This is a genomic window from Phreatobacter cathodiphilus (assembly GCF_003008515.1).
Lineage (GTDB): Bacteria > Pseudomonadota > Alphaproteobacteria > Rhizobiales > Phreatobacteraceae > Phreatobacter > Phreatobacter cathodiphilus.
Window position 1 is genome coordinate 1453252 of record NZ_CP027668.1, and the last position, 22261, is coordinate 1475512.

Sequence of the window (22261 nt, forward strand, 5' to 3'; positions counted from 1 at the left end):
CCGTGCCAGCGGGGCGCGGCCGGAGCGGTTCACGACGGGATTCGGCCGCGCCGGGCGGTTGCCGCCGCATGCGCGACCAGCGTCTGGCGTGCGGCCGGCGGCGTCAGGTCGTGGTCCGACCGCGGCAGGATGGTCAGCCGCACGTTGTCGCGCCCGGTGAGCCAGCGCCCGCCCGAGCCGAAATGCAGGGCGAGATCGCCGAGCCCGGCATCGTTCTCGCTGAAGATGATGTCGACGGGGATGCGCCGGTCGGCGAGCCGCCGCATGATGTCCCGCGCCCGGCGCGTCTCCTCGGTCGGGCGCAGCGCCCGGATCCGGTCGGCGGCGCGCCGGCTGAAGGCGCGGATCAGCGGTCCGAGCTTCCGCTCGCCGCTCAGCAGCCGCCGCCAGGCGCGGGCCTCGAAAACCTTGCCGGCATAGCTCGCCGCCAGCGGATAGGCGGAGGCGATGGCTTCCTCGACCGTCTCGCCGGGACGCCAGACGAAGCGCTGGATATTGACCAGGACGAGCCCGGCGATCCGCTCGTCGCGCGCCGCCTGGTGCAGCGCGAGATAGGCGCCGCTGCAAGCGCCGAGCATGGTCACGTCGCCATGCCCGCGGGCGACGAGGAGGTCGACCGCGTCCCGCACCTGGGCGTCGTTGGCGCGGTTGTAGAGGACGCTGTCGAGGCTGTCATCGCCGTCGGGACGATCCCGCCCGTCGCCGATCCCGGCGAGGTCCATGCGCAGCGAGGCGATGCCCTGGGCCGCGAGTTCGCGGGCGAGCTGGACGCCCGAACGGGCCCAGCCGACATGGGAGTTGCGCCCGGCATTGACGATCAGCACGACCGGGCGGCCCGGCGCGGCCGTGGCCGGGTCACAGACGACGCCGAACAGCCGGCGCCCCTCGCCGAAGGTCAGCGCTTCCTCGGTGAAATGGGGGCCGGCGAGGCGGGCCGGTAGCGCCGGCACGGCTGGACGGGCGGGCCGGATGGGGAGCTGGTCCATCCAGGCCACGGCGTCGGTGAGGATGCCGGCGGGTGTCGCCGCCATGGTCGGGCTGAGCGAAATCGCCTCGAAGCCCTGCGCCTCCGCCGCGGTGATCGGAGCCGTGCTCCAGGCGGCGGCGAGCTGGCGTCCGTCCGCCGCGCCTTTGCGCGTGAGCAAAAGGACCGGAGCCTCGGGCGGGGCGAGGCGGGCGAGGTCGATCCCCCGCATCGCCTCCAGCGTGGACGACGTGGTGGTCAGGCCGGCGATGGACAGCCCCGCCTCGGTAGCCGTGGCGTCGGGATCGAGCCGCGCCGCCTCGGCGAGCGCCCGTGCCGTCAGTGCGAGCTCACGGGCGTAGAGCCGCCCCTTCACCACGGGATCGAGCAGGACGATGCCGGCGAGGTTGTCGGCTCCCTCGGCTGCCAGCGCGGCGAGGGTGGCGCCGAACCGGAGCCCGGAGAAGACGATGCCGTCGACCCCCGCATGCCGTCCGAGGACGACGGCAGCCTCGCGCGTCGCCGCGACCCAGGCGGCGAGGCGCTCGGGATCGGCGTCGGCGCCGAGCGAATCGGCCGTGCCCGGCAGGTCGAAACGCAAGGCCGCGTGGCCGGCCGCGGCGAGCGCCTCCGCGAGACGCCGCAGCGTCTTGGTCGCCGCCAGCGCCTCCACCCCGTGCGGGGGGACGATGACGACGCCGAGCCCGGAGCGGCGGTCAGCCTCCGGCAGGTGCAGCTTGCCCATCAGGCCGTTGAACGTGACGGGGATCATGCTGCGAACTCGTAAGGGACGGGATGGCTGTTGAGGGCGGCGACGGTGCCGCCCGGTGCGGCCTCGCGGGTTCGGGCGATGAGGGCGACGATGCGCGTCTCTCCCGGCGCGAGGGTGAAACCCTCGTCGGCGGGGCGGCAAGCCCGATCGTCGATTGTGACGAAGCGGGCGAGCCGCTCCGTCGTGATGGAAACGGCGGGGGCGCCGTCCCGGATCACCGGTCGCACGGTCAGGCCGATATCCCGCGGCTCGGCCGCCCGGCCGGGGACGAAATGGCTCGCCTCCGCCAGCAGCTCGCCGGTCTCGGCGTCAAGGAGCCGCGCCAGCGTCGCATCATGGGCGAGGGGGCCGAAACGGTAGGCGTGGGCCAGGTCGAAGAATCGGCCGGCGAGGGTGAAACTCGAAAGGCTGTCGGCGGAGCGCGGCGAGAGGACCAGCTCGCGCTCGGCCCGGACGAGCGGGTGGACGCCCTCGCCATAGGTCGCGAGGGTCAGGCGCACCCGCTTCTCCCGCGCCGTCTCGTTGACGAGATGGACGCCGAGCCCGTTCAGCCCCTCGTCGGTGAGTCCGAGATGGAGCGGCCGGAAGGCCCGCTTGAGGGCATGCCAGGTGGTCTTCGGCCGGCCCAGCCGGTCGATCACGCCCCAGCCGGCGCCGGGCTTCATGTCGTTCAGGAACCAGACGAGGCCGCCGGCGCAGCGTGAGCCCGCCCGCCGCCATTCGGCGAAGACCTCCTCCATGAGCTGGGCGGGGGCCGCCCGGCCGAGGGCGAGATAACGCTCCGGCTCGCTCGTGCGCAGCGTCTGCGGGTCGACGCCGAAGAGGGCGGCGACATAGTGGTCGCGCACGTCCTCGAAATCCCAGGAGGCCCCGGCGTCACGCGGCACGCCGTCCTTCCAGCGTTCGCCCATGGGCGCGGCGAGGCCTTCCGCCGCCAGCGTCGCGGGCGCGGGAACGGCGGCGAAGGCGAGGCATTCGGAGGCGAAGCGCACGTCGGCGCGGCGCGCGTCCTCGACCGGGCGGCGATAGGCGCCGACGCCGAAATAATGGGTGACGCCCTCGTCGGTGACGAAGGGCAGGGGGCCGCCCCAGGGGGAGTGCGGGACGTAGATCGCCTGCGGCGCGGCCTTGGCCGCCACCGCAGCCAGAGCCTCCTCGAACAGCGGCAGGGCCGCCTGGCCCGGCGTCAGGCCGAGCATGGTCGCCTGCTGGGCGATCTCGCTGCCCCCGCAGACCACCGCCAGCGACGGCGAGCCCCGGAGCCGGCCGAGCAGCGCGCGCGCCTCGGCCTCGGCCGTCGCGCGGAAGGTCTCGTCGCCCGGATAGTCGAAATTGGCGAAGGGCAGGTCGTGCCAGACGAGGATGCCGAGGGCGTCGCAGGCCTCGTGGAAGGCGCGGCTCTCGGGCGTGGTGGTGCCGGAGAGGCGGATCATGTTCATGCCGGCCTCGCGGGCGAGCGCCAGCAGCTGCCGTGGATCGGCGCCGCCCGGCGAAGCCGGATCCGGCGGCATCCAGGAGGCGCCGCGGCAGAACACCGGCTCGCCGTTGACGACGAGGCCGAAACCCTTGCCGTCGGGGCCGCGGTCGAGGGCGAGGGAGCGGAAGCCGACGGAGCCGCAATCGATCAGGCGGGACCCGATCCTCACCTGCACCGGATGGAGCGCCGGCGCGCCGTGGGTGTGCGGCCACCAGGGCGCGACATCCGGGAGAACCATGCGGCCGGCATGGAGGCCGTCCTCGCCGGGGTGAAGCACCTGGGCATGGCCGCCGCACAGGACCTCGACGGGCTGGTCCGGCGGCCTGCCGAAGCGGACGGCGAGGTCGAGAATGCCGTCGCCCGCATCGAGGCGGGCGGAGAGGGTGAGGTCATCGACGCGCGGCCCGGCGCCACGCAGCACCAGATCGACTGGCTGCCACGGCCCCACCACCGCGACCGCGGGCGACCAGCCCGGCATATGGCCGAGCGGCGTGGTGCGGACGAGCCGGAGCGCGCCCGGCTGAATCATCTGCGGCCGCCAGCGCTGGCGCGGCCCCTTGGCCGAGGCGAGGAGCGGGTTGAGCGCGGCGAAGCGGACGGCGAGCCGGTGACGGCCGGATGCCGCGAACTGGTGGGATTGCGCGAGGAACATCGACGTGGCGCCGAGGATGGGCGCCCCGTCGAGGAAGACCTCGGCCGGACCGGTAAGGCCCTCGAAGCGCAGCGTCGCCGGGCCTTCAGCGGTGAAGGCGCAGCGGTACCAGACGTCGCGGTCGTGGAGGCCCGAGGGCGACCCGGGTGACAGACGTCCGGCTGCGATCAGCGCCGCTTCCGCCGTGCCGGGGACGGGCGCGTCGATCCAGTCACCGCGCGCCTCGGCCTCCGCCGGTGTCTCCGCTGTGCCCGGATCGAGGACGGCCATGGTCCAGCCCGCGTCGAGCGGGACGATCCGGTCGTCCGTGTCGCTGCGGATCGGACCCATCGGCCCCTCAGGATGCGGCCCGAACGAGCGTCCGGGTTTCGGCCACGGGGAAGCGCAGGGCGGCGGCGAGCTCGGCCATGAGCGCGTCGTAACGGTCGGCGGTCTCGTCGAGGGCGGCGGCGAGCGCCTCCGTCTTCTTGCGCGCGAGCGCCCGTGCCAGCAGGAACTGGAAGGTCTTCATGCCGTTCGACATGGCCTCGCACAGCGCCACGGCCCGGTCGAGCCCGCCGACGCCCTGGCCCGCGAGCCAGGCGAGATGGTCGCCGAGCAGCGCGATGTTGGCGCCGAACTGACGGGCGGTGTTGAAGGCATAGGGGTGGAAGGAGCAGGGCGGTTCGCCCGCCAGCCAGTCGAGATGGCGCTGAAGGGCGTCGCGATAGGAGATAACCGGATTGCGCTCGGGCCGCCGCGCCCAGTGGCCGCCGAGGCGCGCGAGAGCCGCATCCCGCAGCGCCCGGCCGGAGAGGCCGGGGCCCGCGACCTTCACGAATTCCGTATAGGGCGGCAGGATCGGCGTCGCCACGGCGCCGAAGCCGAGGAGATGCTCGACGTCCTCGCCCTCCATCTCGAAATAGCCGGCATTGTGGAAATAGCCGAGACGCGACGCCGCGCGGTCGAAACTGTTCACCGCGATCGTCGTCTTCGAATGGTCGGTGCGGTAGGTGACGCCGCGGGTGTCGGGCAGGAAATGCGCGTCGACCTCGACGAGGACGAGGCGGCCGCGGGCGACCTGCTCCTCCAGGTGATCCACCAGCGGGCGGTAGATCGACAGTTCCTGGAGGTCGAGGCCGAACAGGGTGTCGAGATCGCCGTTGGGGATCTTGAAGAAGGTGAACTGGTCTCCCTCGAAGTCCTGGGCGAGCGTCATGCCGAGGCCGGCCGCGGGTTCGCGGCCGAGGGTCGAGAGCAGTTCGATGAAGAGATCCGTGTGGCAGTTGGTCTCCGGCCAGGCCCGACCCGCATCGTGCAGGCCGTGGCGCCGGTAGGTCGCCGCCGAGAGCTCAGGAAACACCGCCGCCATGGCCTCAGAGCCCCAGCGAATGGCGCAGCGAGGCGGGCCAGCGGTCCACGTTCGTGCCGTAGTGCTTCAGGAGGGCCAGGATGACCCGCTCGTGGCCGAAGCCGACGCAGGCGGTGTGTCCGACCTCGCCGCCCTCGGTGGTCAGGCCGAAGGTCTTGCCGAAATGGTCCTGGTGGTAGTTGAAGGACAGGCAAGCCGTCGGCTTCTCCTCGCTCTCGATGGCGATGAGGAGCTCGAACTTCAGCCGCTGGTCGCGCTGGTTGACCGCCAGCATCTTGCCCGTCCGGCCGAAGAAGGGGTCGTTGGCGACGTCCACGGTGAAGGGCAGGCCGAGCTCGGCGATCAGCGCCTGGCCGCGCTCCAGCCAGGAGGCGCGGAACTCGGTCACCTGCTCGGGCGTGCCCATCCGCACGAATTCGCGCATGCGGAAGAACTGCTGGCGCGCCGGATCCTGCGAGGGCTCGTGGCGGAAGCAGTAGGACATGAGGTCGAAGAGGCGGCCTTCGTCCGGCAGGGTGCCGCGCTTCGCCGCCGTCGGATAGAGCGGGTAGCAGGCGGCCGGCGTCAGCACGATCTCGCTCGCCTTCTGCCCCTCGGTCCAGTCGCCGCCCTGTTCGATCGTCTGCAGCAGGCTGACGTGGTCGGCCGGGTTGCCGCAGAAGCAGTGCACGGTGCCGGCGAGCTGGGGGAAGCTCTTCATGTAGCCGGACTTCTCGAAGACCTGGCGCGACATGGCGGGCGGAAAGCGCACCACCTCCGGCTCGTCCGCGGCGCCGTAACGCGTCACCATGGCCTGGAAGCCGTCGCCGATCGCCTCGAACAGGCCGGAGCGGCCGTAGAGGCCGTCGACGCCGGTTTCGATCAGCAGGCCCGTGTCGAAGAGGTCGTCGAGGAAGGTCGCGGTCTCGGTCTTGGCGAGCATGTCTCAGTCCTCCAGATCGGTGTCGAGACGCGACATGAGCAGCATGGTCGCGGTGTTGGCGAGGATGCGGTCGTTGGCGATCATGAGCGGCGCCGACAGGATGTCGCGCAGCTGCCGTCCGACCGAAAAGGGATTGTCGTTCTTGTAGCCCTGGATGCCGATGATGGTGAGCGCCTCCTGGACGATGCCGACGGCGCGGCGCGAGGCCTCGACCTTCACGGCGTTCATGGCGACGGCGAAGGCCATGGAATTGATGGCGTCCTCGTCGTGCCGGGCCGCCTCGAAGCGGGCGATGCCGTCGCGGACGATCGTCTTCAGCGCCGCGAGTTCGGCGGCGGCCGCCGCGAGGCGCGGGGCGCCAGGCGGAACGGCGTTCGGCATGCGGCGGGCGGCGGCGCGCACGCTCGCCTGCGCCTTCGACAGGGCCGAGCCGGCGATGCCGAACCAGAGCGAGGCCCAGAACAGGTGCGAACTCGCCAGCATGGACTGGGCCGCGATCTCAGCGAAGGGCTTGGGGAAGACCTGGGCGGCGGGAACGGTCGCCGCCAGCTTGAAGCCGTGCGAGGTGGTGCCGCGCATGCCGAGCGTGTCCCAGACCGAGGTCTGGACGAGGCTCGCCTGGTGCTTCTCGATCACCACCATGACCTGGTCGGAGGAGGCGGCCTCAGGGGCGCGGCGGGCGGTGGCCAGGATGGCGTCGGCGTCGAGGCCGTAGGAGATGACGGTCGCGTCCTTCTCCAGTCGCACCATGTCGCCGTCCGGCACGATGGAGCAGATGGAGTTGCGCAGATCACCGCCGATGCCGGCCTCCGTGGTGGCCGACCCGAGCAGGAGCTGCTTGTCCGCCAGCCGGACCATGAAGGCGCGGTGCCAGTCGCTGTCGAGCCCGTGGTGGACGAGGCTCGACACCTTGATCTGGTGCATGGCGAAGACCATGCCGGCCGCCGAACAGGCGCCGCCGAGCACGGTGCAGACCTGGGCGATCTCGGCGAAATCGGCGCCTTCGCCACCCAGGTGGGTCGGAATCATCATGCCGAGCAGGCGGGCCTCGCGCATGGCCTCGACGGCCTCGCGCGGAAAGCGGCCTTCACGGTCGACCGCGTCCGCATGGGCGGCGGCGATCTCGGCGACCCGCTTGACGCGAGCGGCCGTCGTGGCGCCCTGGGGCGCCCTGGGGGATTCCGACCGGTCGAGCATGTCAGCCTCCGACGTTCTCGGAGCGCAGCTCCTCGAGAGCGGCACCGATCGTGGCGATCGAGGAGAACAGCTTGCGGTTCAGCATGCGCTCGGGGAACTCGACCTCGAAGGCTTCCTCGAGCGCCAGCATCAGCTGCACCGAGCCGAAGGAGGTCATCCCGGCATCGTACAGGTCGCTCGTGTCGGCAAGGTCAGCCACGCCGCCCGGCAACTCGACGGTCCGGGCGATGATCTCTCGGATCTGACTGTTCATTCGGATCGCTCCTGTGAGCCGATCCCCGTTCCCGGGATCGGTTGTGTTGCATTTGACCGAGGCAATCAACGTTTGATTACCGATAGCGTTAACCGCCCGCCGTTCCTCCGGTTGTTCCCGGCGGGGACACCGCGGCGGCGTCGTGGTCAGATGAGCAAGAACGACGCCGGGCCAGACCCGGCCGTTTCACGACGAATTGGCCCTGTTTCCGCTGCGGCAGACGCTCATTTCGGCGGGGCGGGACGGGATATTTACGAAACCGTAAGGAAGGCCTGTGCCAAAACGGGTGCGTGCCGGCGTGACCGGCGACCGCCGCGGCGGGCAGGGCCACGCGTTTCCCCTCATTCGTTCACGACCTTTGATTCATGTCCGGCATTGCCCTCCTCCTGACCCAGTCGCTCCTCTATTTCGGAGTCATGGCCGTCCTCTTCCGGCTGCGCCACGCCATGGGCCTCGGCGCCTTCCTCTGTGCGCTCGGGGTCATGCATTTCCTCGAGACCTACCTGGCCGCGGTCTTCTTCATCCAGCTGCCCTTCGGCCTCCTGTCGCCGGGATCGACGGTGCTGTTCTCCGGCAAGCTCGCCATCATCCTGCTGTTCTACATCCGCGAGGATGCCGAGACGGTTCGCCAGCCGATCTACGGCCTGCTCATCGGCAACTTCCTGATGGTCGCGCTCGTCGCGACGCTGCGCCTCTACGGGCCGCCGGTCTCGCTGCAGGGCTACAACCCCGACCTCGCCCTCATTAACCAGATGGGCGTGCTGATGGTCTGGGGCACGACCTTGCTCTTCATCGACGCCATCGCCCTCATTCTCGTCTACGAGCGGCTGCGCAGCCTGCTGCCGCGCTCGGGGGTGCTGCGCGCCGGCCTCAGCCTCGCGGTCATCCTCACCTTCGACCAGGCGGCCTTCTTCGTCGGATTGCGCTGGGTGACGGGCACGCCCTTCGATGCGCTGATCGGCGGCTGGATCGCCAAGATGGCCGCCGCCCTGGTCTATGCCGTATATATCGGCCTCTACCTGACCCTGTTCGAGCGGAAGAGGCTGGAGGCGGCGCCCGAGCCCCTGGCAGACATCTTCCACAAGCTCACCTACCGCCACAAATACGAGGAACTGCTCGGCAAGAGCAGCCACGACGTCCTCACCGGCGCCCTCACGCGCGAGCGCTTCGAGGCGCTGGGTCCCGCCATGCTCTCCGAATCCTATGCCGGCGGGCGCAGGATGAGCCTGCTCATCCTCGATATCGACCATTTCAAGGCCATCAACGACCGTTTCGGCCACGTGGTCGGCGACGCGGTGCTGCGCCGTGCCGGCGAGTGCCTGCGCGCCGAAATCCGCGCCCAGGACCGCATGTTCCGTTATGGCGGCGAGGAGTTCGTCCTTCTCTGCGACGGTCTGCCGTCCGCCGGCGCCATGAACCTGGCCGAACGCCTCCGCTCCACGGTCCAGGACGTTCTCGCCCGCGAGTTCGAGGCGGCGCCCACCGTCAGCATCGGCGTCGCCACCGCTCCGGAAGATGCGACGACCCTGCCGGATTTGCTGAACCGGGCGGATTCGCGCCTCTACGTCGCCAAGCGCCAAGGGCGCAACCGCGTCGTCGGCGCTTCGGGCGGCGAGGGCTAGTTCGGGCTCGGGTAGGGATGGGGACGGGCCGCGGCGCTCGCGCCTGCATGCCGGTCCGGCCGTTTGGTAGCGGGAGGCAGAGTCGAACTGCCGACCTCAGGGTTATGAATCCTGCGCTCTCACCAACTGAGCTACCCCGCCCCAAAAGGGCCTGCGCTCCGGCGAACCGGCTCGCGAGAGCGCGGATATAAGGTCGCTGCCGAAGGGGTGTCAAGCCGATCGGGGCGGGCTTTTTTCGCTCCCGGGCGCGCGGGGCGCGGCCGACCGGCCCGCGGGGCTCAGGCCGTGGCCTTCCGGAAGCGCACCAGCGTGAACAGGCCGCCGAAGCCCGCCGGCTTCTTCTCGACCATGGTCAGCTCCTTCTCGCCCATGACGCGGTCGAAGGAGAAATCGGGGTGCCAGCCGAGCTTGTCGCCGAAGGGCGCCGCGGCCTTCTCGATGAGGGCGCGGATGCCGCCCTCGGCGGCGAAATGGTTGACCAGGATGACCTCGCCGCCGGGCTTGCAGACCCGGTTGAGCTCGGCCATCACGCCCTCGGGGTCCGGCACAACGGTGATGAGGTACATGGCGACGACGCAGTCGAAGCTGGCGTCGCCGAAGGCGAGCCGGCCGGCATCCATCTGCAGGATGCCCTCGACGTTGGTCAGGCCCTCGTCCACCCGCCGGCGGGCGATCTTCAACATGTCGAAGGACAGGTCGAGCCCGATCACCCGGCAGTCGCGGGTGTAGTCGGGCAGGGCGATGCCGGTGCCGACGCCGACCTCGAGGATACGGCCGCCAACCCGAGAGGCCGCCGCCACCGCCGCCTTGCGGCCGGTGGTGGTAATGCGCCCGAAGATCGGATCGTAGATCGGTGCCCAGCGCGCATAGGCCTTCTGGATCGATTGGGCGTCGAGCTCGGCGGCTTGCATGGAAACTCCGGTCAGATCGTGGCCTGAAGCGCGGCGGCGGAGCGCGCCGCTGCGACGGGCTGGCGCCGGCGGATGAAACCGCCGCCGAGCACTCGCGCCATTCCCTCGGCGCCGTCGTAAAGCACGCAGGCCTGGCCGGGTGCCACGCCGTCCTCGCCGTCGAGCAACTCGATCTCCACCTCGCCGTCCACCAAGCGCAGCCGCGCCGGGCGCGGCGGGCGGGTCGAGCGCACCTTGGCGAAGCAGGCGAGCGTCTCGCCCTCGGCGAGCGGCGCGTCGCCGAGCCAGTTGAAGTCGCGCAGCGCGACGGCGTGGGTGGCCAGCGCCTCGCGCGGGCCGACGATCACCTGCCGCCGGGTGGCGTCGAGCCCGACGACATAGAGCGGCTCGCTGGCGGCGATGCCGATGCCGCGGCGCTGGCCCACGGTGAATCGCATCACGCCCTCGTGGCGGCCGAGCACCCGGCCGTCGACATGGACGATGTCGCCTGCCTCCGCCGCTTCCGGCTTCAGCTTCTCGACGATGGAGGTGTAGCGCCCGGTCGGCACGAAGCAGATGTCCTGGCTGTCCGCCTTGTCGGCGATGGCAAGGCCGAAGCGGCGGGCGTGGTCGCGCGTCTCCGGCTTGGTCATGGTGCCGAGGGGGAAGCGCAAGAGGTCGAGCTGGTCCGGCGTCGTGGCGAAGAGGAAATAGCTCTGGTCGCGGTCGGCGTCGGCGGGCTGGAACAGCGCCCGGCGGCCGGAGGCAGACGTCCGGCTCGACACGTAGTGGCCCGTCGCGAGGGCATCGGCGCCGAGGTCGCGCGCCGTTTCCAGGAGGTCGGTGAACTTCACGTGGCGGTTGCAGTCGATGCAGGGGATCGGCGTCTCGCCGTCGGCATAGGACTGGGCGAAGCGGTCGATCACCGCCTTCCTGAACCGCTCCTCGTAGTCGAGGACATAATGGGGAATGCCCAGCCGCTCGGCGACGCGGCGGGCGTCGTGGATGTCCTGGCCGGCGCAGCAGGCGCCCTTGCGGTGGATGGCGGCCCCGTGGTCGTAGAGCTGCAGCGTGACGCCGACCACGTCGTAGCCCTGTTCGGCCATGAGGCCGGCCACGACCGACGAATCGACGCCGCCGGACATGGCGACGACCACGCGGGTCGCGGAGGGGGGCTTGGCGATGTCGAGGCTGTTCAGCATCGGGCGGCTTTTCTCGTCTGAACGGGCTATATAGGCTGCGAAGCGCCCGCCGCAAAGCATTCGCTCGCGGGAGGGACGAGATTGCGGCCGAGACTTGAGACGGTCACATGCGCCCGCTAACAGGCCTCCATGACCGCCCGCTACGCCCTTTATGCCGCACCCGCACCCGACGCACAGCTCTGGCGCTTCGGCTCCTCCGTCATCGGCTATGACGCCGCAACGGCGGCAGACGCGCCTTTTCCCGACGGTTCGCCCTTCGACGCCCCGGACTGGCCGGCGCTGACCGAGGATCCCCAGCGCTACGGCTTCCACGGCACGCTCAAGCCGCCCTTCGCCCTGGCCGAGGGGCGGAGCGAGGCCGATCTCCTCGAGGCCGCCATGCTCTTCGCCGAGCGGCGCCGCGCCTTCACGATTCCCGCCCTGAAGGTCTCGCTCATCGGCGCCTTCGTCGCCCTCGTTCCCGACGGCCCCGCGCCGGAGCTCGACGCGCTCGCCGCCGATTGCGTGCGCGACTTCGACGCCTTCCGCGCGCCGCTCACGGAGGCGGACCGGGCACGGCGCCTGCGCTCGCCGCTGAGCGAGCGGCAGATCGCCCATCTCGACGCCTGGGGCTATCCGCACGTCTTCGAGGACTTCCGCTTCCACATGACGCTGACCGGCCGGCTCGACGAGGCGCGCCGCGAGCCGGTCCGCGCGGCGTTGGCGGAACGCTATCGCGCGGTCGCCGCGCCCTTGGCCGTCGACGCGCTCTGCCTCTTCCGCCAGCCGGACAGGGCAGGGCGGTTCGCCATCCTCGCCCGTTTCCCCTTCGAGGCCTGATCGGGGGCAGGGCCGCGCTTGCCTTGGCGGTGAGCCTCGCTTAAGCCGCTTGCACGGCGCATTCCGCTTAGGAATCCGCCGGGCGCAGACCGCGGGACGACCATGCACGACATTCGCTGGATCAGGGACAATCCGGAGGCCTTCGACGCCGCCCTCGCGGCGCGCGGGCGCGAGCCGCTCGCCGCCTCCCTGCTGGCGCTGGACGACGCCCGCAAGGCCGCCGTCTCCACCCTCCAGGCCGCGCAGGAGCGCCGCAACGCCGCCTCCAGGGAGATCGGCCAGGCCATGGGCCAGAAGGACATGGCCCGCGCCGATGCCCTCAAGGCCGAGGTCGCCGCGCTCAAGGACCGCATGGCCGAAGCCGAGGTGACGGAAAAGGCGGCCAGCGCCGACCTGATCGCCGCCCTCGAGGTCATTCCCAACCTGCCGCTGGCCGACGTCCCCGTCGGACCGGACGAGACCGCCAATGTCGAGCGCCACCGCTTCGGCACGCCGCGTGTGATCGACGGCGCGAAGGAGCATTTCGAGCTCGGCGAGGCCCTGGGACAGATGGACTTCGAGGTCGCCGCCAAGCTCTCGGGCGCGCGCTTCGTCCTTCTCAAGAAGCATCTCGCGCGCATGGAGCGGGCCCTCGCCCAGTTCATGCTCGACCTGCACACCGACACCCACGGCTATACCGAGATCAATCCGCCGGTCCTGGTGAAGGACGCCGCGCCCTACGGCACCGGCCAGTTGCCGAAGGCGGCGGAGGACATGTTCGTCACCCGTGAGGGCCTGTGGCTCACCCCCACGGCCGAGGTGACGCTGACCAACATGGTGGCGCAGGAGATCGTCGCCGAGGACGTGCTGCCGCTGCGCCTCACCGCCGCCACCCAGTGCTTCCGCTCTGAAGCCGGGGCTGCTGGCCGCGACACCCGCGGCATGCTGCGCCAGCACCAGTTCCTGAAGGTCGAGCTCGTCTCGATCACCGCGCCGGAGCAGTCGCTCGACGAGCACGAGCGCATGCTCGCCTGCGCCGAGGAGGTGCTGAAGCGCCTCGACCTGCACTACCGGGTCGTCACCCTCTGCACCGGCGACATGGGCTTCTCGGCGCGCAAGACCTACGACATCGAGGTCTGGCTGCCGGGCCAGAAGGCCTACCGCGAGATCTCGTCCTGCTCGGTCTGCGGCGATTTCCAGGCCCGCCGCATGAACGCCCGCTACCGGCCGAAGGCCACCGACAACAAGCAGCCGGCGCCCCAGTTCGTCCACACGCTGAACGGCTCGGGCACCGCCGTCGGCCGCGCCCTGATCGCGGTGATGGAGACCTACCAGCAGGACGGTGGAGCCATCGCCGTCCCCGCCGTTCTGCAGCCCTATATGGGCGGCCTCACACGGATCGAGAAAGCCTGATGCGCATCCTGGTCACCAACGACGACGGCATCCACGCGCCCGGCCTGCTGGCGGCCGAGACCATCGCCCGCACCCTGTCGGACGACGTCTGGGTGGTGGCGCCCGAGACCGACCAGTCCGGCGTCTCGCATTCGCTGTCGCTGAACGATCCGCTGCGCCTGCGCGAGGTCGGCGAGCAGCGCTACGCCGTGCGTGGCACGCCCACCGACTGCGTCATCATGGCGGTCAAGCACATTATGGCCGGGGAGGGCCCCGACCTCGTCATTTCCGGCGTCAACCGCGGCCAGAACGTCGCCGAGGACGTCGGCTATTCCGGCACCATCGCCGGCGCCATGGAAGGAACCATCCTCGGCATTCCCTCCGTCGCCCTGTCGCAAGCCTATGGCCCCGAGAGCCGCCACACCGTTCCCTACGAGACCGCCGAAGCCCATGCGCCCGGCATCATCCGCACCATCCTCGAGGAGGGGCTGCGGCCGGGATCGCTCATCAACATCAACTTCCCCAACCGCAGCCCCGACCAGGTGCGCGGCATCCAGGTGACGGCGCAGGGCCGCCGCGACCAGGAGATCCTGACCATCGATCCGCGCCACGACGGCCGCGGCAATCCCTATTACTGGATCGCCTTCGTGCGGAACCGCCACCGCATCGAGAACGGCACCGACCTGTGGGCGCTCTCCGAGGGCTACGTCTCGGTGACGCCGCTCGAAATCAACATGACCGACGAGCCGACGATGACGCGCCTCGCCGCCGTCTTCGCCGGCGACCGCGCCCCCGGCAGCTGAGGCACCCGATGAACGCAGCGCCCGGACCGGAGCATTTCCTGGCCGCTGCCGAGTTCGTGCTCATGCTGCGGCAGTCCGGCCTGTCGGACCGCCGCGTCCTCAAGGCGATGGAACAGGTGCCGCGGGTGCCCTTCGTCGAGGAGCGTCACTTCGCCCTCGCCGACGAGGACATTGCCCTGCCCATCGCCATGGGGCAGTCGATTCTCCGGCCGACGCTGCTCGCCACCATGCTCGACGCCCTCGACGTCGGCCCCACCCACAAGGTCCTGCATATCGGCACGGGCTCGGGCTATGCGGCGGCGATTCTCGGCCGGCTCGCCGCCAGCGTCGTCACCGTCGAGCGCTGGCGCACCCTCGCCGATTCCGCCCATGTCAGGCTGCGCTCGCTCGGCTACGACATGGTCGAGACGATCTTCGGCGATGGTTACGACGGCTATCCCCAGCGCGCGCCCTACGACCGCATTCTGCTGACCTGCGCGGTCTCCGATCCACCGCCCCATCTCCTGGCGCAGCTCGCGCCCGACGGCGTCATGGTGGTGCCGCTCACTGCCGGCGTCGTCGTGCGCACGGGCAAGGCCGATTCCCAGGCGGCGCGCACTGCCTTCGCGGTGGCTCATGTCGACCCGGCGGTCCACGGCGTCGCCCGGCGCCTCTGATTGTCCGGCACAATCGGCGCGGTGAATACCGAAACTTAACCTGAACAGGTCATAAATCGGGGCGTCACTTGTTGCGTACCGCGTGAGAGTAGCCATGCGTCCTCGTGCGTTTCCCGGGCTGTCCCGGCTCGTCCTCGTCATCGCGGTCTCCGGCCTCGGTGCTGCCTGCAGCACCGACGTGGCGCGGTTCGACGAAAACCCCTTCGCGACGCGGCAGGTCGCCAGTGCGCCCCCGCCCCAGGTGGATGCGGCGCCCGTGGCCCAGGTGGAGGCCCAGCCGCTTCCCGCCCGCGACTTCGTGGTGACGTCGCCGCCGCCTGCCGCGGCGCAGGGCGGCTCGCCCTTCGGTCGCAATGCCGATTCGGGTCTGACCACCGGCACGGTGACGCCGCGCCAGCCCTTCGGCTCCGCCAATCCCGCGACGCCCGCCGTGCGACAGATGGCGACCGCTCCGGCGGCGAACGGCCGTGGCACCTGGTCGGCCGCGGGCGGTACCACCATCACCGCCGCGCAGGGCGACACGCCCGAAGTGCTGTCGCGCCGCTACGGCGTTCCCGCGGCGGCGATCGCCCAGGCGAACGGCGTCTCCGGCAACCAGGGCTTCTCCGCCGGCCAGAGCCTCGTCATCCCCACCTATTCCATGGCGTCAGCGCCGCAGGCCGCAGCGCCCGCCCGGGCCGCGACGGACCTCGTGCGCCAGCCGGCGGCCGCCGCAGTGCCGCAGCAGCGGACCGCAGCCGTTGCGCCGCAGACGCCGGCTGGCCGCATGAACTGGCAGGCCGGCGCGCAGCCCGCCGCCCCCCAGGCGGCGCCGACCCGTCCGGCGACCACCGGCGCGCGCCCCGCCAGCCACACGGTCACGTCGGGCGAGACACTCGCCGGTGTCGCCCGCCGCTACGGCGTGACGCGCCAGCAGCTCGCCGGCGCCAACCAGCTTCAGCCGACCCAATCGCTGCGCACCGGCCAGGTGCTGCGCCTTCCCGGCGCGACCCGCACCGCAGCCGCTCCCGCCGGCCAGCAGCTCTCGGTGACGCCCGCCGCTCCGGCGGCCACCCCGGCGCCGGCCACTCCCGCGGCCCGCCGCGAGCAGGCCCAGCGCGCCGTCGCCCAGGCCCAGGCCACCCCGGCCGGCCGCCAGGCTGATCCGCAGCCGACCGCCGCCATTCCGCCGGTGCAGCCGCAGCCCGCCGCGCAGCCGGTCTCTCCGGCGCCCGCCCCGGTCGCCGAGGCACCCGCCGCGGCCGAGGCTCCGGCGCGCGCCGCGTCCTCCGAGCCGCAGTTCCGCTGGCCGGTGCGCGGCCGCGTGGTCACCGGCTTCCGCGCCGGTTCCAGCGACGGCATCAAGCTGTCGGTGCCGCAAGGCACGCCGATCAAGGCGGCCGAAGACGGCGTCGTGGCCTATGCCGGCAACGAGCTGCGCGGTTACGGCAACCTGGTGCTGGTCCGCCACGCCAACGGCTACGTCACGGCCTATGCCCACAACTCGACCATCGCGGTCAGGCGCGGCGAGCAGGTGCGTCGCGGCCAGACCATCGCGGCCGCCGGTCAGACCGGCAACGTGTCCTCGCCGCAGCTCCACTTCGAGATCCGCCGCGGCGCGACGCCGGTGGATCCGATGACCTTCCTCGGGGCAAACTGAGGCATCCATTCCCCGGCGCGAGCCGGGGCCGGGTAGTCGATCGGTCCTCTCCTGCGACCTCCAAAGGGACCGGTCTTTTCGGGGCGGCACGGCAGTGCCGCCCCATCCTTATCAGGGTCAGGCCTCCAGCCTGAGGCCGGCGCGCCCCGCATGGTCCTGCACGAATTGCCAGGCGACGCGGCCCGACCGCGATCCGCGGGTGGTGGCCCATTCGAGAGCCTCGGCACGCAGCTGGTCCTCGTTTGTGGCGATGCCGAAATGGGCGGCGTAGCCGAAGACCATGGCGAGATACTCGTCCTGGCTGCACTTGTGGAAGCCGAGCCAGAGTCCGAACCGGTCCGACAGCGAGACCTTCTCCTCCACCGCTTCGCCCGGATTGATCGAGGTCGAGCGCTCGTTCTCCATCATGTCGCGCGGCAGCAGGTGGCGGCGGTTGGAGGTGGCGTAGAAGATGACGTTGTCGGGCCGGCCCTCGATGCCGCCCTCCAGCACCGCCTTCAGCGACTTGTAGGACGTGTCGTCGTGATCGAAGGACAGGTCGTCGCAGAAGACGATGAAGCGATAGTCGGAGCCGCGCACGAGCGCCATCAGCTGCGGCAGGCTCTCGATGTCCTCGCGGTGGATCTCCACGAGCTTCAGCACCGCGCCCTGTCCCGCCCGCGCGAGGTCGCCGTTGACGGTGGCGTGGGCCGCCTTCACCAGCGACGACTTGCCCATGCCGCGCGCACCCCACAGCAAGGCGTTGTTGGCCGGCAGTCCCTCGGCGAAGCGGCGGGTGTTCTCGATCAGGGTGTCGCGGGCCCGGTCGATGCCGCGCAGCAGCACCATCTCGACGCGGTTCACCCGGGCGACCGGGTCGAGTTTGGGGCCCTGTGGATTCCAGACGAAGGCGTCAGCGGCGGCGAGGTCGGCCGGCTTCGGGGCAGGGGGCGCCAGCCGCTCGAGCGCGGCGGCGATACGGTGCAGCGCGTCGAGGGTCAGGGGATCGGACAAGGGCATACCTCCGCGGGCGATTTTCCCGTCCCATGCACCAGCGCCGCCGATGAGGCAATGAGCCCTACTGGAAAGAATGCCGTGCGCGGCTTACATGGCGTTTCGCCCGGGGTCGCGACCGGCGCGACGGCATCGTTGCAATCGACGGCTTGCTGGCTATAGTCCGCGCCAAAATCCCGTCCAGCCGCGCTTCCGCGGCGGGAAATCCCCAAGAGGATCCCTCATGTTCATCACCCCGGCCTTTGCGCAGACCGGTGCGGGCGGCACCAACGACATCCTGATGTCGATGCTGCCCTTCATTCTGATCTTCATCATCATGTATTTCCTGATCCTGCGCCCGCAGCAGCGCAAGGTGAAGGCGCATCAGGAGATGATCGGAAGTCTGCGCCGCGGCGACCAGGTGACGCTGTCGGGCGGCGTCATCGGCCGGATCACCAAGGTGATCGACGATTCGACCATCGAGCTCGAGATCGCCGACAACGTGCGCATCCGGGCCGCCAAGCAGTTCGTCTCCGACCTGCGGTCGAAGAGCGAACCCGCCGACGAGAAGTGACGCATCAGGCCGCTGCCAGCGGCCGGCCGCCGAGGATGACTGATCGATGCTGAGCTTCACGCGCTGGAAGGCGACCCTGATTCTGGTGGCGGTGTTCGCCACGATGATGCTGGCCGCGCCCAACATCATGCCCCAGTCCTGGGTCGACAAGCTCCCGCGCGCGATGCGCACCCACATGACCCTCGGGCTCGACCTGCAGGGCGGCGTCCACCTGATGCTGCAGGTCGATTCCGACGAGGTGCGCCGCTCCATGCTGGAGAACCTGCGCGACGACGTGCGCCGGGTGCTGCGCGACAACCGCCTGCAGGTGCAGAATCTCGGCTTCCAGGGCAATTCCGTCGTGGTGCGCCTGCGCGAGGGTCAGAACGCCGATCTCGCCCTGACCGAGCTGAGGAAGATCCCGCAGCTCATCGGCGGCGCCTTCTCCACCTCCGGTCAGTATGATTTCGACGTGTCCCGCCAGGGCGACAGCTTCGTCGTCGCGGCCACCGAGGCCGGCATTCGCGACAAGGTCTCGCGCGCCGTGACCCAGTCCATCGAGGTGGTGCGCCGCCGTATCGACCAGCTCGGCACCACCGAGCCGGTGATCCAGCGCCAGGGCATCGACCGCATCCTCCTGCAGGTGCCGGGCGAGCGCGACCCGCAGCGCCTGAAGACCATCATCGGCCAGACCGCGAAGCTGGAATTCCGCATGGTCGATCAGTCGGTGACGGCGGAACAGGCACTGTCCGGCCGCCCCCCCGCCGACAGCGTCATCCTCTACGAGGAGGTGAAGGAGGGGAACCGCGTCGTCCAGCAGGTGCCCTACGTCATCCAGCGCCGTGTCATCGTCTCCGGCGAGGAGCTGGTCGACGCGCAGGCCGCCTTCAACGCCCAGCAGGCGGAGTGGGTGGTGAACTTCCGCTTCAATTCGTCCGGCGGCCGCAAGTTCGCCCAGGCGACGACCGAGAACGTCAACCGGCCCTTCGCCATCATCCTCGACAACAAGGTGGTCTCGGCGCCGGTCATCCGCGAGCCGATCCTCGGCGGCTCCGGGCAGATCTCCGGCCGCTTCACTGCGGAGAGCTCGGCCAACCTCGCCCTGCTGCTGCGCGCCGGCGCGCTTCCCGCGCCGCTGACCGTGGTCGAGGAGCGCACCGTCGGCGCCTCCCTGGGGCAGGATTCCATCACCTCGGGCACCCGCGCCGCCATCATCGGCTCGATCTTCGTGCTCATCTACATCTTCGCGACTTACGGGCTCTTCGGCCTGTTCGCCAACATCGCCGTCATCGTCAACGTGGTGATGATGTTCGGTCTCCTCAGCCTGATCGGCGCGACGCTGACCCTGCCGGGCATCGCCGGCATCGTGCTCACCGTCGGCATGGCCGTCGATTCCAACGTGCTGATCTTCGAGCGCATCCGCGAGGAGGTGCGCTCGGGCCGCAGCGTGATCGCCTCCATCGACGGCGGCTTCACCAAGGCGATGGGCACCATCATGGACGCCAACATCACCCAGCTCATCACCTGCGTGATCCTCTTTTATCTCGGGACCGGACCGGTGAAGGGCTTTGCGCTCACCCTCGGCCTCGGCATCATCACCACGATGTTCACCGCCATCACCTTCACACGCTATCTGGTCGTCATCTGGCTGCGCTTGTTCAAGCCGGCTCGGGTTCCGATGTGATCCGGGCGACTGGGAGACTTCCGCCGTGCGCCTGCTGAGACTGATTCCGGACGACACGTCCTTCCCGTTCATGAAGTTCCGGCCCTTCGCCTTCGGGCTGTCGGCGCTGATCTCGATGGCCACCATCGTCGGGTTCCTGACGATCGGCCTGAACATCGGCATCGACTTCAAGGGCGGCACCCTGGTCGAGCTGCAGGCCAAGCAGGGCCATGCGAATATCGGCGAGCTGCGCACCCGGTTGCAGGGCGCCAATGTCGGCGATGTGCAGCTTCAGGAATTCGGCGGCCCCAACCTCGTCATGGTCCGCTACGGCGAACAGCCGGGGGGCGAGCCTGGGCAGCAGGCGGCGCTGCGCCGCGTTCGTGCCCTGATCGATGCCGATTACGAGGTGCGCCGCACCGAGGTCGTCGGCCCCACCGTCTCCTCCGAACTGGTCCAGATGTCTGTGATCGGCGTGATCCTGTCGATCCTCGCGGTGCTGATCTATCTGTGGTTCCGCTTCGAGTGGCAGTTCGCCGTCGCCGCGATGATCGCGACGCTGCACGACGTCACCGCGATCATGGCCTTCTACATCTTCACGCAGGCCGATTTCGACATCACCTCCATCGCCTCGGTGCTCACCATCATCGGCTATTCCCTCAACGACACGGTCGTCGTCTTCGACCGCATCCGCGAGATGATGCGCAAGCACAAGAAGCTCCCGGTGGCCGAACTGCTGGACGTCGCCATCAACTCTACCCTGTCGCGCACCACCATCACCGCCACCACCACCTTCCTCGCGCTGCTCGGCCTGTTCTTCTTCGGCGGCGAGGTCATTCAGGGCTTCACAGCCTCGATGCTGGTGGGCGTCATCGTCGGCACCTATTCCTCCATCTTCATGGCCGCGCCGATCCTCATCTATCTCGGCCTGCGCCAGGGTGGCTTCGGCACGGCCCGCGCCGAGGCCGAGGACGGCGAGGGAGCCACGGCCAAGGCCAAGGCCTGACGTGCCGCGGGGCGAACCGCTCAAGGTCCTGCACGAGGGGTTCGTTCCCGGGCGGTTCGCCATCGACGCCTATGGCCGCGGCGGCTTCCGCTTCGCCGAGATGAGCCACCGCGGGTCCATCCTCGCGCTCCCCTCCGGCGTCCACGCCTGGCCGCCCAGGGAGGGCGCGGCCCTGACCCCGGCCGATTTCGCCGCGGTCGTGGCCGAAGGCGCGGACATCGACGTGCTGCTCCTCGGCACCGGTTCCGCCCCGGTTCCTGTCGACGACGCGGTTCGCTGGGCGCTGCGGGAGGCCGGCATCGGCCTCGACGTGATGGCGACCGGCGCTGCCGCGCGCACCTACAACATCATGCTGGGGGAGAACCGCCGCGTCGCGGCCGCCCTCGTCGCGGTGCCCTGACGGTGGCGCCGCTCCCGCCCTCCGCCACGCTCGCCGCGGCCTATGACCATTGCGACGCGCAGGTCCGCGCCGGCGACAAGGACCGCTGGCTCGCCGCGCTCTTCGCTCCCTCCGACCGCCGCGGCGACCTGGTGGCGCTCGCCGCCTTCAATCTCGAGATCGCCTCGGTGCGGGACCGCGTCTCCGAACCCTTACCCGGCGAGGTGCGGCTGCAATGGTGGCGCGACGTGCTGACGGGCGAGGGTCGGGGCGACATCACCGCCCATCCGGTGGCGGCGGCCCTGCTGGACGTGATCGGCCGCCACAACCTGCCGATCAAGCCGCTCATCGATCTGATCGACGCGCGCGTCTTCGATCTCTACGACGATCCGATGCCGTCGGTTGCCGATCTGGAGGGCTATTGCGGGGAAACCAGCGGGGCGCTCATGCAGATGGGCGCTCTGGTGCTGGCCGAGGGCGATGATCCGCGCACCGGGGATCTCGCCGGCCATGCCGGCATGGCCTATGCGCTGACGGGGCTGCTGCGCGCGCTCGGGCTCGGCGCGTCGCGCGGCCAGGTCTTCATCCCAGCCGACATTCTCGCCGCCGAGGGTATCGGTCGCGACGAGGTGGTGACGGGGCGCGAGTCGGACGCCATGCGGCAGGTGCGCGATGCCGTCGTCGCCATGGCGCGGCGGCATGCGGCGGCAGCGCAAGAGCTCGCTCGCGGGGCTGATCGGCGCACCGTCGCCGCCTTCGTGCCGCTGGCCACGGTCACGCCGCGGCTCGCTCTGCTGTCGCGCCAGCGCAACCCCTTCGCGCCGCCACCGGACGTGGCTCAGTGGCGGCTGCAATGGGCGATGTGGCGCTTCGCGCGGCGCTTCGGCCGCGCTTGATCGGCTCAGGCGGCGTCGGCGACCTGGCGGGCGATGTACTCGATCTCGCCGCGCTGGAAGCCGAGATCTGCGAGCGCGCGGTCGTCGAGCTGGGTCAGCTCCTCGCGGGTGCGCAGATAGACGAGATGGGCCTTGAAGCGGGCGATGAGGGCGTTGAGGAGGTACAGCATGGCGATCGGTCCTGATCCGGACGGGCCTGTCG

Annotated in this window: 21 protein-coding genes and 1 tRNA gene; 11 read left to right on the forward strand and 11 right to left on the reverse strand. The window is 70.4% G+C overall.

Features of this window, described 5'->3' with window-relative positions; translation table 11 throughout:
- Positions 1-29 precede the first annotated feature (29 nt).
- From C6569_RS07095 to C6569_RS07120, 6 genes are read right to left on the reverse strand one after another with little or no spacing between them, the layout of a single operon-like run.
- Complete coding sequence (locus C6569_RS07095; protein WP_106748185.1) at positions 30-1736, reverse strand: alpha/beta fold hydrolase; 1707 nt, start codon at positions 1734-1736, stop codon at positions 30-32.
- A complete protein-coding gene (locus C6569_RS07100; protein ID WP_106748186.1) occupies positions 1733-4195 on the reverse strand; it encodes a glycoside hydrolase family 2 protein in 2463 nt (820 codons plus the stop codon). Before C6569_RS07100 ends, C6569_RS07095 begins: the two co-directional genes overlap by 4 nt.
- 7 nt (positions 4196-4202) lie before the next feature.
- On the reverse strand, positions 4203-5216 hold the full coding sequence (locus C6569_RS07105) for a DUF1839 family protein (protein WP_106748187.1): 1014 nt from the start codon (positions 5214-5216) through the stop codon (positions 4203-4205).
- Positions 5217-5220: 4 nt separating this feature from the next.
- Positions 5221-6138, reverse strand: coding sequence for an amino acid--[acyl-carrier-protein] ligase (locus C6569_RS07110; RefSeq protein WP_106748188.1), 918 nt, complete (start codon positions 6136-6138; stop codon positions 5221-5223).
- Between the two features lie 3 nt (positions 6139-6141).
- On the reverse strand, positions 6142-7335 hold the full coding sequence (locus tag C6569_RS07115) for an acyl-CoA dehydrogenase family protein (protein ID WP_106748189.1): 1194 nt from the start codon (positions 7333-7335) through the stop codon (positions 6142-6144).
- Between the two features lies 1 nt (position 7336).
- On the reverse strand, positions 7337-7588 hold the full coding sequence (locus C6569_RS07120; RefSeq protein ID WP_106748190.1) for an acyl carrier protein: 252 nt from the start codon (positions 7586-7588) through the stop codon (positions 7337-7339).
- A gap of 365 nt (positions 7589-7953) precedes the next feature.
- On the opposite strand from C6569_RS07120, the gene C6569_RS07125 reads away from it, so the two are divergent.
- Entirely contained in the window at positions 7954-9210 is a 1257-nt protein-coding gene (locus C6569_RS07125; RefSeq protein ID WP_106748191.1) for a GGDEF domain-containing protein, read from the forward strand.
- Between the two features lie 64 nt (positions 9211-9274).
- Here the strand turns inward: C6569_RS07125 and C6569_RS07130 are convergent.
- The 3 genes from C6569_RS07130 to mnmA form a co-directional block, all read right to left on the reverse strand.
- Positions 9275-9351, reverse strand: a tRNA-Met gene (locus C6569_RS07130).
- Between the two features lie 137 nt (positions 9352-9488).
- Positions 9489-10121: a class I SAM-dependent methyltransferase gene (locus C6569_RS07135; protein WP_106748192.1), complete on the reverse strand. Its 633-nt coding sequence runs from the start codon at positions 10119-10121 to the stop codon at positions 9489-9491.
- A gap of 11 nt (positions 10122-10132) precedes the next feature.
- On the reverse strand, positions 10133-11302 hold the full coding sequence (gene mnmA, locus C6569_RS07140) for a tRNA 2-thiouridine(34) synthase MnmA (protein ID WP_106748193.1): 1170 nt from the start codon (positions 11300-11302) through the stop codon (positions 10133-10135).
- A 129-nt stretch (positions 11303-11431) separates the two neighbouring features.
- On the opposite strand from mnmA, the gene C6569_RS07145 reads away from it, so the two are divergent.
- From C6569_RS07145 to C6569_RS07165, 5 genes are all read left to right on the forward strand, one after another.
- The gene (locus tag C6569_RS07145) at positions 11432-12121 is read left to right on the forward strand and encodes a DUF1045 domain-containing protein (RefSeq protein ID WP_106748194.1); all 690 of its coding nucleotides are present in this window, start codon (positions 11432-11434) and stop codon (positions 12119-12121) included.
- 102 nt (positions 12122-12223) lie between these two features.
- Positions 12224-13513 carry a serine--tRNA ligase gene (serS, locus tag C6569_RS07150; RefSeq protein WP_106748195.1) on the forward strand — a complete coding sequence of 430 codons (1290 nt, stop codon included), beginning with the start codon at positions 12224-12226 and terminating at the stop codon, positions 13511-13513.
- Entirely contained in the window at positions 13513-14295 is a 783-nt protein-coding gene (gene surE / locus C6569_RS07155) for a 5'/3'-nucleotidase SurE (RefSeq protein WP_106748196.1), read from the forward strand. Before serS ends, surE begins: the two co-directional genes overlap by 1 nt.
- Before the next feature lie 8 nt (positions 14296-14303).
- The gene (locus C6569_RS07160) at positions 14304-14951 is read left to right on the forward strand and encodes a protein-L-isoaspartate O-methyltransferase family protein (RefSeq protein ID WP_106748197.1); all 648 of its coding nucleotides are present in this window, start codon (positions 14304-14306) and stop codon (positions 14949-14951) included.
- 94 nt (positions 14952-15045) lie between these two features.
- Positions 15046-16590, forward strand: coding sequence for a peptidoglycan DD-metalloendopeptidase family protein (locus C6569_RS07165; protein WP_106748198.1), 1545 nt, complete (start codon positions 15046-15048; stop codon positions 16588-16590).
- Between the two features lie 117 nt (positions 16591-16707).
- Here the strand turns inward: C6569_RS07165 and C6569_RS07170 are convergent, their stop codons facing one another.
- Positions 16708-17589, reverse strand: coding sequence for an ATP-binding protein (locus tag C6569_RS07170; RefSeq protein ID WP_106748199.1), 882 nt, complete (start codon positions 17587-17589; stop codon positions 16708-16710).
- Between the two features lie 217 nt (positions 17590-17806).
- Between C6569_RS07170 and yajC the strand changes: the two genes are divergently transcribed.
- The 5 genes from yajC to C6569_RS07195 are packed head-to-tail and all read left to right on the forward strand — an operon-like array spanning position 17807 to position 22059.
- Complete coding sequence (gene yajC, locus C6569_RS07175) at positions 17807-18136, forward strand: preprotein translocase subunit YajC (protein WP_106748200.1); 330 nt, start codon at positions 17807-17809, stop codon at positions 18134-18136.
- 46 nt (positions 18137-18182) lie between these two features.
- A complete protein-coding gene (gene secD / locus C6569_RS07180) occupies positions 18183-19799 on the forward strand; it encodes a protein translocase subunit SecD (RefSeq protein WP_106748201.1) in 1617 nt (538 codons plus the stop codon).
- 25 nt (positions 19800-19824) lie between these two features.
- Positions 19825-20784 (forward strand): protein translocase subunit SecF, encoded by a 960-nt coding sequence (gene secF / locus C6569_RS07185; RefSeq protein WP_106748202.1) that lies wholly within the window; start codon positions 19825-19827, stop codon positions 20782-20784.
- 1 nt (position 20785) lies between these two features.
- Positions 20786-21184, forward strand: a complete 399-nt coding sequence (locus C6569_RS07190) for an Mth938-like domain-containing protein (protein ID WP_106748203.1) — start codon at positions 20786-20788, stop codon at positions 21182-21184.
- Between the two features lie 2 nt (positions 21185-21186).
- Complete coding sequence (locus C6569_RS07195) at positions 21187-22059, forward strand: phytoene/squalene synthase family protein (protein ID WP_181313944.1); 873 nt, start codon at positions 21187-21189, stop codon at positions 22057-22059.
- A gap of 5 nt (positions 22060-22064) precedes the next feature.
- Here the strand turns inward: C6569_RS07195 and C6569_RS07200 are convergent, their stop codons facing one another.
- Complete coding sequence (locus C6569_RS07200; protein ID WP_106748205.1) at positions 22065-22229, reverse strand: DUF1127 domain-containing protein; 165 nt, start codon at positions 22227-22229, stop codon at positions 22065-22067.
- Positions 22230-22261 lie beyond the last annotated feature (32 nt).

Bases quoted from the DNA above. Each gene is read 5' to 3' on its own strand.
- C6569_RS07095 (WP_106748185.1), bottom strand. From the start codon at position 1,736: ATGATCCCCGTCACGTTCAACGGCCTGATGGGCAAGCTGCACCTGCCG.
- C6569_RS07100 (WP_106748186.1), bottom strand. From the start codon at position 4,195: ATGGGTCCGATCCGCAGCGACACGGACGACCGGATCGTCCCGCTCGAC.
- C6569_RS07105 (WP_106748187.1), bottom strand. From the start codon at position 5,216: ATGGCGGCGGTGTTTCCTGAGCTCTCGGCGGCGACCTACCGGCGCCAC.
- C6569_RS07110 (WP_106748188.1), bottom strand. From the start codon at position 6,138: ATGCTCGCCAAGACCGAGACCGCGACCTTCCTCGACGACCTCTTCGAC.
- C6569_RS07115 (WP_106748189.1), bottom strand. From the start codon at position 7,335: ATGCTCGACCGGTCGGAATCCCCCAGGGCGCCCCAGGGCGCCACGACG.
- C6569_RS07120 (WP_106748190.1), bottom strand. From the start codon at position 7,588: ATGAACAGTCAGATCCGAGAGATCATCGCCCGGACCGTCGAGTTGCCG.
- C6569_RS07125 (WP_106748191.1), top strand. From the start codon at position 7,954: ATGTCCGGCATTGCCCTCCTCCTGACCCAGTCGCTCCTCTATTTCGGA.
- C6569_RS07135 (WP_106748192.1), bottom strand. From the start codon at position 10,121: ATGCAAGCCGCCGAGCTCGACGCCCAATCGATCCAGAAGGCCTATGCG.
- mnmA (WP_106748193.1), bottom strand. From the start codon at position 11,302: ATGCTGAACAGCCTCGACATCGCCAAGCCCCCCTCCGCGACCCGCGTG.
- C6569_RS07145 (WP_106748194.1), top strand. From the start codon at position 11,432: ATGACCGCCCGCTACGCCCTTTATGCCGCACCCGCACCCGACGCACAG.
- serS (WP_106748195.1), top strand. From the start codon at position 12,224: ATGCACGACATTCGCTGGATCAGGGACAATCCGGAGGCCTTCGACGCC.
- surE (WP_106748196.1), top strand. From the start codon at position 13,513: ATGCGCATCCTGGTCACCAACGACGACGGCATCCACGCGCCCGGCCTG.
- C6569_RS07160 (WP_106748197.1), top strand. From the start codon at position 14,304: ATGAACGCAGCGCCCGGACCGGAGCATTTCCTGGCCGCTGCCGAGTTC.
- C6569_RS07165 (WP_106748198.1), top strand. From the start codon at position 15,046: ATGCGTCCTCGTGCGTTTCCCGGGCTGTCCCGGCTCGTCCTCGTCATC.
- C6569_RS07170 (WP_106748199.1), bottom strand. From the start codon at position 17,589: ATGCCCTTGTCCGATCCCCTGACCCTCGACGCGCTGCACCGTATCGCC.
- yajC (WP_106748200.1), top strand. From the start codon at position 17,807: ATGTTCATCACCCCGGCCTTTGCGCAGACCGGTGCGGGCGGCACCAAC.
- secD (WP_106748201.1), top strand. From the start codon at position 18,183: ATGCTGAGCTTCACGCGCTGGAAGGCGACCCTGATTCTGGTGGCGGTG.
- C6569_RS07200 (WP_106748205.1), bottom strand. From the start codon at position 22,229: ATGCTGTACCTCCTCAACGCCCTCATCGCCCGCTTCAAGGCCCATCTC.